Below are 14,086 nucleotides of genomic sequence, written 5' to 3' on the forward strand. Positions count from 1 at the left end.
CCCAAAGAAATATGGTGAACAAGTAATTCTAAAAAATCGGGAATATAGTAGTACGGATCTTTTTCTTAAAAAATAGAACATTTTCTTTTAGCTTCATGGTCGCTTCAAAACGTCAGTTTTGTGATTTGCAATGGATTACTTGCTGCCTGTTTGGGCGTTTAAAACAAACAGTAAGATCGCTGCTGATAGCGGGCTTGCGATCAGAAGATGAGACAAGTGTTATTTTGCTGAAGAATGCCAATAGCGACACAATAGCAACTATTATCAACAACAAGTTAACTACACCCAATAGTATAGCTTTGAATAGAAGGTAATCATAAACAATAACAATGATAACAGGATTTCACTACATAACAGATAATGACATTGAGCTGGCGCTGGACCTGAGCAAGGACTATTCAAGGGGTATTGATATGCTCGAAGGAGTCAACCACCCTACGCGGACAAAATATTTCACAGCACCCTCAAAGGGCATAAAATGGCTGGTGGGTGAAAAGGAATATACCCTGATTGATGCCGGTATGAATATTACCGGATTTGTAACCCCCGATCGTACAATGATGGTGGTGGTATATCCTTATGATCATCCGCAATATCCATCACCCGGCAATGCGGTTATTTACAATGAAGATGGCACGATTTACAAACAGTTAAGCTGTCCCAACCCGATCTCCGAACTGGCTAAGGGTAAAGATATAGTGATGAATGCCACGGGCTCTATGCTCCTGTTCTTTGGTGGCGTAGTGTGGGACAGAAATCAGAAAAACGAAGTGGTAATGGCGATCAACATAGGCTTTGAGCTGGAATATTATGAAAGAAGAGAATTGAATTATATAACGGGCGAATATGGCGGCTGTTTAAGATCGTGGAGGCAGTAAAGTGGGATAAGTATAAATAGCCGTTTTAATTTTTTCAGTAGTTGCTGTCAACCAGGCGTTGAATGAGCTGAACGTAATTCTATGAAAACTATTAACAGATCCTCAACCCTGTTATTCGTACTCCTGTTTGCCAGGTTAGCTTTTCCCCTTCCGATAAATTTTTCTTCAGAAAAATATTTATAACTAATTCATTATTAATTGCTGTCAGGATCCCTGTTTAGGCCCCTGGGACTGTTCTGACATTTACCAAAGTTCGTGATTTGTGATAAAATGGTTTGTTCACCTAAAAGCTGACATCATGAGGACCGCATTCACCCAAGTGTTACAGAGCTTGTTGGCTAAGCTCGATAGTATATTTTCTGACGAAGACTATTCCTTTGATGAACTTCAAAAAGGAAAGGAGCTGATAGTGGCTGCTTTACTTAATCTGAAACAGCAAATCGAAACTACCCCATTTGAAAACGATCAGGAAGAGATTGCCTTTTTTAAGGAGATAAAGCCTGAAGTTGATGGCAGGCTGATTTACTATACCCATATTTCTAAATTACTTTCACTCGAACCGGTAAGTGGAACCGCTGCTATTATACAGTATTACGCCGCAGAGCAATCAGAAATTGAAAAATATTTTGTGTCAACAGCGGAATTCTATACCTATTACAGAATGCATGCCACTTACCTTGATAGTTACTACTTCAAGCGGCAGGCCCAGAAGCAATTCCAATTCGTTTCTCCCTATAATTTATATTGGTTGCATGATGCCCAATTTTCGGCCCCGATGAGTGTTCAGTTAGCCTTTATAAAATCTTACGAATTGTTATCGGCATTTATCAGTCACCGGTTGTGGACATTATCGCAACAAAATATTACCGGAGGGGACGCTTCTGTACAAACCGGACTGATTACCTGGACAGGTTCAAAGGCATCTTTGGTAGAATTAATAGTCGCCTTACAGGAACATGGTGTCTTTAACGACACACGGGTTCCTTTGAAAAAATTAGCTGATTATTTTTCTAAGGTATTTAATGTGAAGATTGGCAATATTTTTAAGATCCATGAAGATAACAGATTGAGAAAGAAGGGCCGAAAACCTTTTATTGATGCACTAGGGAATAGCTATATACGACGGCTGGAAACTGATGATGAAAATAGTTTGTGATTTATTTTTCCCATCTCCCAATAGGTCCTAAATACCAGTCACCTCGAAATACATATTTGTGTCAGATACCGCAAGCAGCGGAAATTATTTCAAGCATAAAAACTAGCGTGTATGTTACAAGGTATTTCATGGGGGGTGTTTTTAGGAATTATTTCTGGTGCCCTCTTTTTGTATTTCTTCATTCTATTTATTACCGGCCAGTTAAATATTAAGCCATCCATGCTTCAGCGTGCATTGGAACAAAATAAGAACAAGCGGGTCTGGAGTGCCCATGCCCCGGAAGATTCATTACGTGACAATGTACCCGAAATAGAAGAAATGGCAGTTTTTAATGAGGAAGAGGAGGAAGATAATTCCAGCGATAAAACATTTCAGGCACTGGAAAAGCTTGCCTCTGAATTACAGGATACAATAGCCGGTGCCGGCGAAAATATTACAAAAGAGGAATTAACATCTAAACTCCAGCAACAGATCGCGGCCTATCCGACCTTAAATGTTCCCGCTTTTAAATCAGCTATCAATAATCTCATTATTAAAGCGGCATCCATGGACTGTAATATCCATTACTCAACTGAAGAAGCAAATTCATTCTGGGCATAGGTTGTTGCCCATTCAATAATTCATTTTGGTGTAGATCACATTTTTAGTTGTGCATGGCAGGCATGGTCATGCGCAGTGGCCCAACTCATGCCCATGAGCGAAGTAGTTCTTTTTATCATAACTCAATAATTCGTATGAGACGTAGTGAAGTAAGAAAATGTAGGGAAGCGAACCTGAGTTTGTCAGTCCAATTTACAGCCCTGGTCACAACATTATTATGTGTATCAGCCAATGTGTTTGCTCAAACGGCCAGTGGCAGCGGTGGTATTACAGCCGCAACCAAGGAGGTCGCCGGTTATTTTGGAATAGGGTGTACACTGATGTATGCCATTGGCGCCATCGTCGGGATCGTCGGTGCCATCAAGGTATACAACAAATGGAACCAGGGCGAGCAGGACACCGGCAAAGTGGCCGCGGCGTGGTTTGGCAGCTGTATTTTTTTAGTTGTCGTAGCTACTGTATTGAAAGGATTTTTTGGTGTGTAACAGGCCCTCTGCCGGATTTCACCGGACCTAAACATTAAGGTTATGAGTAGTAGTATATATGAGATTAATAAAGGCATTGGTAAAAGTATTGAGTTCAAAGGATTCAAGGCTCAATATATTACTTATCTGGCCGTAGGGTTGGTGGGATTGCTGGTGTTGTTTGCGGCAGGTTATATAGCGGGGGTGCCTGCATATGTTTGTGCGGGTGTAGTATGTGTAGCTGGTTTTGTGCTTTTTTCATGGGTCTACAAACTCAGTCACAAATATGGAGAGCATGGCCTTATGGTTGAGGCGGCCTTCAGGCAGGTACCTTCCGCTATTATTTGTAAGAGCAGAAACGTGTTTACCGGATTGAAAAAGAGTGTGAGTGATGATAGTAATGTTGATAATCGTCATGGTAGTCATGACAGCACTGCTATTGCAGTTAAAAGGAAATAAGAAAATTGGCGAGCCGATTGAAAGGCTACTACCCATTCATAAGGTTGAAAGAGATTGCATAATATCGAAGAATGGTGACCTGACAGTAGTTTTCAAACTGGATCTTCCGGAGGTATTTAGCTTAAGCTCGGAAGAGTATGAAACCATTCATCAGATATGGATCCGGGCAATAAAACTATTACCCCCTGGTACCATTCTGCATAAACAGGATTGGTACATGGAAGATCAGTACCATGCTGATTTCGATAAATCTGCAGATAGTTTTTTCAACAGAAGTAGTGATATGTTCTTTAACGAAAGGCAGATTCTTAATCACGAATGTTTTGTGATGATCACAAGACGTGCATCAGGGAAACCATTGGGTAACGCAGTATTTTCAAATCTGATCCGTCCGATAATTGTACCCCAGGATGGTCTTAATGAAACGGCATTTCAGGAATTTGCCGATAAGGTAAGTCAGTTTAGCAGACTACTGGCAGAAGGTAGCTTTATTAAGGTAACGAGACTGGGAACCGATGAGTTGGTGGGTGATTCAAAGTTTGCCGGATTAATTGAGAGGTATTGTTTTTTGCTTCCACAGAATCAGACACCGGTGATCAGGGAAATTGCCTTTAAACCTGAATGGAAAATCGGAGAGAATTACTGCCAGCAATATACGCTTAGTACGCCTGACGATTTACCCGGCGTATGCGGAAGCCGCATCACCTATGACAAATATTCAAGCGATAAAGCCAAATTCTCAGTAGGATTTGCCGCACCGGTTGGTCAGCTTCTGAATTGCAATCATATTTATAACCAGTTCGTTGTGGTGGAAGATACCCAGAAAACTTTAAAAAAGCTAGAGGCAAAAAGAAGAAGGCTACAATCCTTAAGTGCTTACTCCCGTGAAAATGCTATCAGCCGGGATGCTACTAACAATTTTTTGAATGAGGCGATCAGTCAGGGACGACTACCGGTAAAGGCGCATTTTAACCTGATGGTATGGACCGCTGATGGTACCAAGCTGAAAGAATTGCGCAATATGGCCAGTGCCGGATTAGCCCAGATGGATGTAACTCCCCGGCAGGCACTGAAAGGAGCGCCCGAAACATATTGGGCCGGATTACCCGGTAATGCAGCGGCTCTTCCTGCAAATGAAACCTTTGACACCTTTGCTGAACAGGCTACCTGCTTTTTTACCCAGGAAACCTCCTACAAGGATTCAGTCAGTGAGTTCGGTATCAGGCTGGTAGACCGGCAGATGGGTAAGCCAATCCACGTGGATATAACGGATGAGCCTATGCGAATGGGCTGGTGCACGAACAGGTCAAAGGCGGTGTTTGGGGCCAGTGGATCCGGTAAGAGCATGTTCATGAACCATCTCATGCGCAGTTATTATGAGCAGGGCGCTCATATCATCATCATCGATGTTGGTCATTCTTATGAGGGGCTTTGCCAGTTAGTGGGGGGGTATTATTTCACCTATGATCAGAACAGGCCACTGTGTTTCAATCCTTTTTATATAGATGAGGGAGATAGTCTGGATATAGAGAAAAAGGAATCGATCAAGACACTATTGATTTCGTTGTGGAAAAAGGATGAGGAAGGGTTCAGGCGTTCCGAATATGTGGCCTTATCCAATGCGTTGCATGGTTACTTTGGCCTGTTGGAAAAGGATCAAACGATTTTTCCCTGTTTTGATTCCTTTTATGATTACCTGCAAACAGACTATAGGAAGGTGCTTCACAAGGATGGTGTAAAGGAAAAGGATTTCGATATCGATAATTTCCTGTATGTCCTGCGCCCTTTTTACGGTGATGGGGAATATGGCTTCCTCCTGAATGCCAGGGAAAAGCTGGATCTGTTTCACCAACGGCTAATAATATTCGAACTTGACAATATTAAAGATAACGCCGTTCTTTTTGGATTGGTCACAATCATCATTACAGAATTATTTATATCTAAGATGAGAAAGCTCAAAGGCATCCGAAAATGCATCACTATTGAGGAAGCGTGGAAGGCTATTGCAAAAGCGGGAATGGCGGAATTCCTGAAGTACCTGTATAAGACAGTCCGCAAATTTTTTGGCGAAGCCATTGTCGTTAGCCAGGAGCTGGACGATGTCATCAGCAGTCCGATTGTAAAAGAGGCCATTTTGAATAATGCGGATACCAAGATTCTACTTGATATGCGCAAGTTTCAAAACAAGTTTGATCAGCTTCAAACGGTGATGGGGATGCCGGATAAAGGAAAGCCAATGGTCTTGTCATTAAACAAAGCAAATGATCCGAAGCGTAAATACCGTGAATTATATGTTGATCATGCTGGTGTTTCCATGAAGGTATATGGTTTTGAACCTTCTCCGGAAGAATATTATGCTTATACAACAGAGGAAAAGGAAAAGGTGTTGGTGCAGGAGTTTACAGCCAGGTGTGGAGGTGATATGAAAAAGGGTATTAAGGCATTATTGGAGCATTTGAATGGTAATAAATAAAATGCGTATTCGCCTTAAAGGATTATTTGTTATGCACATTGTGAGTGAATAAAATAAGTTGGGTTCAATCGAAATTAAACTGACGTTTATTCCAAATAAAAAATCATGAAAAAGTCAGTAATTATTTTTCTGTCGGGCTGTCTGGTTGTTGGCTGTGACATCATTGAGGCAAAGAAGCCAAATTCTATTGTCGGTTCCTATTTGCATTCAATAAAGAATGAATCTGCGACAGTTATTGATTCTATAGTGATCAAACCAGCTCCTGGTAACAATGAACTGGAGTTTGATGTACAACATTTTTACCGGCATATTTTCGGTGTAAATTCTATTGGTACCACAGCTCAGCAGGGGGTTCAATCTTACAGAGGAAGCTTTTTCCCGGATAAAAATATGCTGGATCTCAATGACGATGAACGTAAGTATTATTTCAATCCGGAAAGGGATTCACTTACACAGGGGGAGTTAATCTATTCAAAGATTAACTAATAATGGAAACGAAATATGTATAAACCATTTAAAACAGAGAAGCGTGAAAAGGAGTGTTTGGATTTTTTTGGTTTGTATGTCGGTTTTTACGACCGTTCCTACGCAAAGGAGCCATGCATTTGTTATCGAGGAGATCATTAGAGAAATCCTTATTAAGATTATCAAAGCCATAGACCTTGCAGTTCAGCGGTTGCAGAATGTAACGATTTATCTTCAGGATGCCCAGAAAGACCTGGAAAATGCCATGTCTAAACTTAAACTGAAAGAAATAAGTGAATGGAGTGAAAAACAGCGGAAAATATTTGAAACATATTATTCTGAATTGCAAAAGGTAAAGGCAGCAATCGCCTATTATAAGCGGATAAAATCTATCATTACCCAGCAGGCCAATCTGCTGGAGGAGTATAAGAAAAGTTATCAGCTTTTTAAAAAGGATAAGCATTTTTCTGCTGAAAAACTGGTAAGCATAGGCGACGTATATACTGGGATGGTTGACCAGAGTGTCAAAAACCTTGATGAGATACTGCTTGTTATTAATTCATTTACCACACAAATGCCTGATGCGGCCCGGCTGAAAATTATTGATCAGGCTGCGGCCAGGATTGATAAGAATATTGCCGACCTGCGGGCATTTACAAATGGGAATATCGTATATAGTCTGCACATGGCAAAGGATGAAATAGAGCTAAGTACATTAAAGGCTTATTATGGTTTAGATAAATAGCATTAGTTAATTCATGGATCAGGGACTATATAGATTTATATTACCAGTGGTTAATAATTTGCCTCATAGATGACGGTTTAGGTGTTGCGGGAAGATTTATGGACTGGGTAAATGGAGCATATAGCATGCAGTATGGCTTATCAAAATTGTTTCCAGCTAATGCATAGCAAAACGCATTGCTTTGAATGGAAGTGTTTTTAAAATTGTCAAAGAAACGTGTTTATAAAATTGTGTGTATATGAAACTGTGTTGTTGGGTATTACTATTGATAATAAACGGGATGAATGGATATTCTCAAACACCTGTTCCTATAGCGAAAGAATATACCAGTCAGAAACAAACGCAAATAGAGTATTTGCTCACCCAGATTGCCGCCCTACAAAATATTATCCTGAAAATTAAAAAAGGATATAACATTGTCAAGGAAGGTACCGATATTATCCATGATATTAAAAATGGTGAATTCCACCTGCATGATGATTATTATACTTCCTTAAAGGCAGTAAGTCCAGAAGTGAAGGAATTTGGTGATCAGGCCCAGATTGTGGCTAACCAGTTACTCCTGATAAAAAATGCAAATTCACTCTCCAGAGCCGCATCCGGCAATTCTATTCTTTCTGCTAATCAGAAGACTGCTATTAATACTGCCTGTACGCAATTGTCAGCGGATGCATTCAGGTTAATTGATGATCTGAAAGCGGTGTTAACAGATAGTACTTATTCGATGTCAGATGATCACCGGATGGCCATTATTGATCGGTTAAGGGAAAGAAGTAAGCGTCAATGGGCTTTTTACCAGGCTTATCAAAGTGAAGCCTCCTCTTACGTGCGCCAGGCTATCCGCGATCAGGTTGAACATCAAACTATAAAATCCCAGTACGGTATAAAGTAATTATTGTATGAAAAAAATATTTTTCTGCTGTTGGCTGCTACTTGCAGCCGGCGGGATCTGGCCCTGCCATGTTCAGGCGCAGGAGCAGGAGCTGCAGCAACTCGCCCTGGATATTGAAAAGCTGGCAGAGTTTAAAAAGATACTAACCCTGATGTATGATGGGTATAAAATCGTTAAGAACGGGTATGACAAAGTTAAAAGTATCACCAGCGGTACCTATTCAATCCATGAGGTATTTCTGGACGGTTTGTATCTGGTAAATCCTGAGATAAGGAAGTATTCCCGTGTAGCAGATATTATATCCTATCAGATTGCCATTGTGAGTGAATATAAATCAGCCCTGAAATTATTTAGGAGTAGCGGGGCTTTTGATGCAGACAAGCTAAGTTACCTGGAAGGAGTCTACAGTAAGCTGTTTGATGATTCAGTAGAGCAATTAGATGAATTGACCAGTATTTTAACAGCCCAACAACTGCGTATGAGTGATGATGAACGGTTAGCTGGTATTGATCGGATTTATGATGATATGCAACGGAAGCTCCTTTTCCTCCGCAATTTCAATTTAGGTCAAAAGCAGTTGGCTATTTCTGCCATTAAGGACAAAACAGAAGTGCAGACAATTAAGAATCTTCACGGGATAGGAAATTGATTTGTTAATATTTATAAGGGTTTACAATGAAGAAATGGACAGTGGGGCTGAGTTTTGCCCTTTTGATTATTCCCCAGTTGTTGAAGGCACAGGGGACAATATTTGAGGAGGTACATGGACTGCATGCGGTATTAAATAGCCTGTACAATAAAATGGTCCCCATGTGTGCAGACCTCGAAAATGCAGCAAGGGCAATTGCAGGATTTGCAGCTACATTTTATATTGGTTACCGGGTATGGAAACACATCGCCAATGCCGAACCAATTGATTTTTTCCCCCTTTTCAGGCCCTTCGTCTTAGGGTCATGTATCTTACTGTTCCCCGAAATTATCGCCCTGGCAAATTCGGTACTTCGGCCAACGATTACCGCTACACAAGCAATGCTAACCAAAACTAACAGTGATGTGGAGGCCCTGCTTGCCAAGCGTGATGAGGAATTAAAGAAAACGCCTGACTTTTTAATGTATGGTGTTCATGATGGAATGGGAGACAGGGATTTATGGATGCTTTACACCCATCCTAAAGAGGTAAACGACGAAGGACTATTTGGAAGTGTGGGAAATGATATCGAGTTTGCTATGAGCAAGGCTTATTTTAATCTAAAAAGTACCTTTAAAGCCTTCTTATCATTTGCCCTCCAATTGCTTTACGAGGCCGCCGCACTTTGTATAAATACTATCCGCACTTTCAATTTGTTGATAATGGCCTTGCTCGGCCCGTTTGTTTTCGGAATAGCTGTTTTCGACGGATTCACGCATACACTGGCCGTTTATTTGGCCAGGTATGTGAATTATTATTTGTGGCTCCCAATTGCCAATATCCTTGGAGCGCTGTTGGGCAATATTCAAAAAGGTATGCTGGAACTAGATCTCCAACAGATCAATACTTACGGTGAAACCTTCTTCACCAGTGCAGATGCCGGCTATTTGATATTTATGATAATAGGTATCATCTCCTATATGACTGTTCCCTCCTTAAGTAATATTATTGTAAGCAGTGGCGGCGGTAGCGCAATCACTTCAAAGGTAACCAGTATTGTGGCCGGCGTTCCCAGTATGGCCGCAGGTGCAGGTATGGGTGCTGCAATGGGCGGAATGATGGTAGCAGACAGAGGATTAGGAATGGCCGCTGATGCATTTGGTGATGCCAATTTAATGATGACAAAAGGAATGGAAGGCCATGGCGTAGCTTCCGGTTATTTTGCTGATAAGCTGTCTGATAAGCCATCCGGTAACGCTAAGTCTTAATTATTTAAAACTCTTGTGTGAATTGAAAATGTGTGCGTGATGTTGCAACAATTAAAAAACATTGATTCGGCTTTTAAACATATCCGTTTATTCAGCGCAGTTCTTGTGATAGCATATACCTGCCTGTGTGGATACACTATATATACATGTTTCAAAGAACTTGAAAAGGCTCAACAGCGGATATACCTTGTTGCCGGTGAAAAGGCTGTAGAGGCTTTTGCCAGTAACCGAAAAGATAACATACCCGTGGAGGCAAAAGACCATATAAAATCCTTTCATCAACTATTTTTTGATCTGTCACCTGATGAAAAAGTGATAGAAGCACACATGAAGCGCGCGCTTTACCTGGCCGATGAAAGCGGAAAGGATGCCTATTTTGATTTAAAGGAGAAAAACTATTTCGCCAGCATCGTGAGTGCTAATGTAAGCCAGGAAATTAACTGCGATAGTGTAAAGCTGGACCTCAATCAGTATCCATATTATTTCAGGTACTACGGAACTATCCGTATTATAAGGACCAGCGCAATTATTACCAGGACTTTAATAACCGAAGGCTATTTACGGAACGTAGACAGATCCGATAATAATAGCCATGGTTTTTTAATACTTCGTTGGCTGACTTTGGAGAACAGGGATATCAGTGTTTCAAAAAGGTAAAGTGATGAAAAGATTTAAAAAACAGTCGTCTTCAAAAGCCAACGAGGCTGTAACAACATGGATTGCTCAAGCCATTGTTAATGTTCAATTCAAATGGTCTAACTGGATGTATAAGAAAACGAGCCGGTGGAATAAAAAAGAGCAGAGCCTTTTTTTATACCTCATCCTGCTTGTTTTTGGAGGGATAAGTGGTTTAATTATGTACAGGACTATAACGGGAAAAACCAGCAAGGACAGTGCCGGTCAACATTCTTTTGCTGGTCCAATGACTAGGCCCGGAGTAAAAAAAATCCACGATCCCGGTAATCAAAGCCAGCCGGATACTACTGCTTTTTCCCGCTTTTATCACTATATAGATAGCGTTGGGACCACACCGGCAGGAAAAAAGCAGCTGGATAGTTTTTTTCGGGCAAGACCTCATTTTATTGATAGTGTAAAGGAGGCAGAAAGAATTATACGTAGAAACTTTTAATCAAAATATGAGAGTATGGAAAGTGTAGCTGAAAGAAAAAGAAAGTTTTTAATGGTGGTCCCGCTATTTGCCGTACCGGTCCTATGTCTGATGTTTTATGGATTAGGCGGTGGAAAAAGCAAACAAAATAACGGGCATAACATACTGGCTGGGTTAAATACAAGTTTACCCGGTGCTCAGTTGGAGGATAAAGGCCCGATGGATAAGCTTGCCATGTATGAGCAGGCAGATAAGGATGCAAGGACCAGGAAGGATCGCAGTGAGATTGAGGGGTATAATATGCCTGATTCCGGTTTGATCGAAGCCCTGGCAGACGGTCATTCTATTGCTGCCACCCTTCAAAAAGATAGTATGAGCCGGGCACAGGCAAAAAAGGAGTACATGGATGGCAATGAATTGAAAATTGCCCGGCGCCTGGAAGTTTTGCAAAAGGTGGTGGCTGCCGGTGATACGGCAACCATACCTAAACCGCCTGGCCAGGAGGCATTGTATCAGCCGGAAGTTGCCCAACGACAGATAGATAGTGTGATGGCTTCCTTACAGCAACCTGTCACCGCAGCAGATCCTCAGCTCAGTAAGTTGGATGCAATGCTGGAGAAGATAATTGATATTCAGCACCCTGAACGAATTCAGGAAAAATTAAAGACTGAATCCGTGCAAAACAAGTCGCAAATATTTCCCATCAGTAATGCTATTAAAAAAGAAGGGGATGATTTGGTGGAGCAGGGGTCGGATTTATCATTTAATACCAGGAGTGGCACAGGGGGAGTCGCCGCCCGCCTTTCCCAAAATACCTCTAACGGGTTTTATGATTTGAATAATACCCCTGATATACCGGCCAGTACAGCGTTACAGGGAGTTATTCACGAGTCCAAAACGGTTGTAAGTGGCGAGACGATTAAAATCAGGCTGCTGCAGGATGCTTATATCCAGGGGCAGTTAATCAGGGCAGGTGCCTTTGTGTTTGGCAGATGCGAGTTATCGGGAGACAGGCTTTCAATAAAAATTCCATCCATACTGGTTGACAATAATGTTTATCCGGTCTCCCTGCAGGTGTACGATACGGATGGATTGCCGGGTATAAGTATTCCTGGCAGTATAACGAGGGATGCATCTAAAGAGGGTTCACAGCAGGCATTACAGGCACTTTCAATGGGCTCTCTTGATCCTTCTGTCGGCGCGCAGGCAGCGGCTGCCGGTATTGAGACAGCAAAGAATCTGCTTAGTAAAAAGGTCAGACTTGTAAAAGTGCAAGTAAAAGCTGATCACCCGGTCTTACTTGTAAGTCAGCAGTAGTCATTAATTACTTAAGTTTAAAAAAACAACTATGAGTGTGAGATTTTTGTGGATGGCGTTGGCCATTATAGGATCGTTATTTGCCGGCCAGGTTGCATTTTGCCAACCAGTTAATACCCCTGCGACAATAGGCAATTATAATCTGGAGGTATCAACCAACAGTACAACAGTGCTTGTTTTCCCTGCCGCTATTAAAGCGGTTGACCGCGGCAAATCTTTATTACTTGCTAAAAAGGTGGATGGGGTAGATAATGTGTTGAAGATTAAAGCGGCTGTTGATACCATGAATGCTACCTCCCTGCATGTCTTTACCGCCGATGGTGGCATCTACCCATTTATAGTCAGATACAGTGATGTGCCCATTCGTTCAACAATTAACTTCAGTGAGACAGGGGCCGTGAATAAAACACCCCCTGTTCATTTCAATGACAGTCCGTTAACAGAAGCTGCCATTGAAAATATATCCCGTCAATTGGTGAATCAAAGGACTGAAAGGTTTATCAGGCGCAGTAAACATGTAGGCGGTATGCAGCTTATCCTGCAGGACTGTTACTTACACAATGGCATTTTGTTTTTTTTAGTAAAAGTGAAAAATGGTTCAGGTATTCCCTTCCCGGTTCATTTTGTACGTGGATACGTAAGGGATAAGCATACCAGCCGGAGGACATCCATCATGGACGTGGAAAAACCTATCCTGTATCAAACCATTAACCTGGAAGACAGGATAAACTCACATGAAAGTGTAAATGTTGTACTTGCTTTAAGCCAGTTTACTATTGCTGATCAAAAGAAGTTCTCGATCGAGCTTTACGAGCTAAATGGCGACCGGCATCTTTTTCTTTCATTGAAAGGCAAACACCTGTTAAAAAGCCTGCCGCTTCCCGGCAACATTTCTCATTAAAAGTGTAGTGCGGCAGCATTTGTGAAAAAAATTAAGAATTAAACTTTAAAAGTTATGAAAGCGAATAGGAGTGACCTGACTCGAAATCAGGTAGGCGACATGGTTAACGCCTGGGATAGAATTGAAAAGAATTTTACCAAACGTTACGGTTCAGATTTGTTGAATGACAAAGATTACATCAAGTCGAAAGAAAGAGTATTCCAACAAATTATGGACAGTTTTAAAGGTAAGGACACAAACTTTGCGGAGAATGCTGAATTGAAGTTATTACAGGCCCGCAAAGATGCGCTTACCAGGCAAAGGTATCCAATAACACCATTCAGGTTGGGTCGTAATGTTGTTTTGTTTGCCGGTAACGTCGTACTAGGTGCTGCAAAAATAGCGCTGAATGCAGTCAAAGGTGCTGTTAACCTTGCAGGCATAGGGATGCAGTTTGTTGGTGCTCAGGTGGCAGCAAGGCCTGCCAACCTGAACCTTGCACAGGCAAACGGGAAAAATATCCAGACGGGCCAAGTGGCTCAGCAAGGTACAAAGCTCTACCAGGACTTTACGCCAATGGCACAGCACAACACGGCCCAAAAGAATGATACAGCGCAGGTGCAAAATGCCAAAGCCAACTATGCCCAAAAGCCTGGTAAGAGAGCTAATCAAAAGCGGGTAATGCAACCCGCTGCTAAACGCTCAAAGGGAGTGGGGGTGCGTTAATTTTTTTAAAATTGATCATAAAAACAA

At 41.6% G+C, this 14,086-nt stretch carries 16 protein-coding genes; all 16 read left to right on the top strand.

Annotation, left to right across the window (positions count from 1 at the left end; genetic code table 11):
• The first annotated feature begins 329 nt into the window (after positions 1 to 329).
• Positions 330 to 878, top strand: a complete 549-nt coding sequence (locus tag BW716_RS06180) for a hypothetical protein (RefSeq protein WP_083721660.1) — start codon at positions 330 to 332, stop codon at positions 876 to 878.
• Between the two features lie 298 nt (positions 879 to 1,176).
• Positions 1,177 to 2,034 (top strand): RteC domain-containing protein, encoded by an 858-nt coding sequence (locus BW716_RS06185; protein ID WP_083721661.1) that lies wholly within the window; start codon positions 1,177 to 1,179, stop codon positions 2,032 to 2,034.
• 111 nt (positions 2,035 to 2,145) lie between these two features.
• Positions 2,146 to 2,634, top strand: coding sequence for a hypothetical protein (locus BW716_RS06190; RefSeq protein ID WP_083721662.1), 489 nt, complete (start codon positions 2,146 to 2,148; stop codon positions 2,632 to 2,634).
• A gap of 134 nt (positions 2,635 to 2,768) precedes the next feature.
• Positions 2,769 to 3,119: a DUF4134 domain-containing protein gene (locus BW716_RS06195; protein ID WP_143708743.1), complete on the top strand. Its 351-nt coding sequence runs from the start codon at positions 2,769 to 2,771 to the stop codon at positions 3,117 to 3,119.
• 42 nt (positions 3,120 to 3,161) lie between these two features.
• On the top strand, positions 3,162 to 3,557 hold the full coding sequence (locus BW716_RS06200) for a DUF4133 domain-containing protein (RefSeq protein ID WP_083721663.1): 396 nt from the start codon (positions 3,162 to 3,164) through the stop codon (positions 3,555 to 3,557).
• Positions 3,523 to 6,030, top strand: a complete 2,508-nt coding sequence (locus tag BW716_RS06205; RefSeq protein WP_083721664.1) for a TraG family conjugative transposon ATPase — start codon at positions 3,523 to 3,525, stop codon at positions 6,028 to 6,030. Before BW716_RS06200 ends, BW716_RS06205 begins: the two co-directional genes overlap by 35 nt.
• A gap of 105 nt (positions 6,031 to 6,135) precedes the next feature.
• Positions 6,136 to 6,516, top strand: coding sequence for a hypothetical protein (locus tag BW716_RS06210; protein ID WP_083721665.1), 381 nt, complete (start codon positions 6,136 to 6,138; stop codon positions 6,514 to 6,516).
• Positions 6,517 to 6,592: 76 nt separating this feature from the next.
• Positions 6,593 to 7,240 carry a conjugal transfer protein TraI gene (locus tag BW716_RS06215; RefSeq protein ID WP_143708744.1) on the top strand — a complete coding sequence of 216 codons (648 nt, stop codon included), beginning with the start codon at positions 6,593 to 6,595 and terminating at the stop codon, positions 7,238 to 7,240.
• A gap of 238 nt (positions 7,241 to 7,478) precedes the next feature.
• Positions 7,479 to 8,132 carry a hypothetical protein gene (locus BW716_RS06220; RefSeq protein WP_143708745.1) on the top strand — a complete coding sequence of 218 codons (654 nt, stop codon included), beginning with the start codon at positions 7,479 to 7,481 and terminating at the stop codon, positions 8,130 to 8,132.
• A gap of 7 nt (positions 8,133 to 8,139) precedes the next feature.
• Positions 8,140 to 8,781, top strand: coding sequence for a hypothetical protein (locus BW716_RS06225; protein ID WP_083721668.1), 642 nt, complete (start codon positions 8,140 to 8,142; stop codon positions 8,779 to 8,781).
• A 26-nt stretch (positions 8,782 to 8,807) separates the two neighbouring features.
• The gene (traJ, locus tag BW716_RS06230) at positions 8,808 to 10,028 is read left to right on the top strand and encodes a conjugative transposon protein TraJ (RefSeq protein ID WP_083721669.1); all 1,221 of its coding nucleotides are present in this window, start codon (positions 8,808 to 8,810) and stop codon (positions 10,026 to 10,028) included.
• A 39-nt stretch (positions 10,029 to 10,067) separates the two neighbouring features.
• Positions 10,068 to 10,685 (top strand): conjugative transposon protein TraK, encoded by a 618-nt coding sequence (gene traK, locus BW716_RS06235; protein ID WP_083721670.1) that lies wholly within the window; start codon positions 10,068 to 10,070, stop codon positions 10,683 to 10,685.
• A gap of 4 nt (positions 10,686 to 10,689) precedes the next feature.
• Positions 10,690 to 11,157: a hypothetical protein gene (locus tag BW716_RS06240; RefSeq protein ID WP_143708746.1), complete on the top strand. Its 468-nt coding sequence runs from the start codon at positions 10,690 to 10,692 to the stop codon at positions 11,155 to 11,157.
• A 15-nt stretch (positions 11,158 to 11,172) separates the two neighbouring features.
• Positions 11,173 to 12,453 (top strand): conjugative transposon protein TraM, encoded by a 1,281-nt coding sequence (traM, locus tag BW716_RS06245; protein ID WP_083721672.1) that lies wholly within the window; start codon positions 11,173 to 11,175, stop codon positions 12,451 to 12,453.
• Between the two features lie 31 nt (positions 12,454 to 12,484).
• The gene (locus BW716_RS06250; protein WP_083721673.1) at positions 12,485 to 13,354 is read left to right on the top strand and encodes a DUF4138 domain-containing protein; all 870 of its coding nucleotides are present in this window, start codon (positions 12,485 to 12,487) and stop codon (positions 13,352 to 13,354) included.
• Between the two features lie 54 nt (positions 13,355 to 13,408).
• Positions 13,409 to 14,059 carry a hypothetical protein gene (locus BW716_RS06255; protein ID WP_083721674.1) on the top strand — a complete coding sequence of 217 codons (651 nt, stop codon included), beginning with the start codon at positions 13,409 to 13,411 and terminating at the stop codon, positions 14,057 to 14,059.
• Positions 14,060 to 14,086 lie beyond the last annotated feature (27 nt).

The organism is [Flexibacter] sp. ATCC 35208 (assembly GCF_001975825.1).
In the GTDB taxonomy this organism is placed as follows: domain Bacteria; phylum Bacteroidota; class Bacteroidia; order Chitinophagales; family Chitinophagaceae; genus Chitinophaga.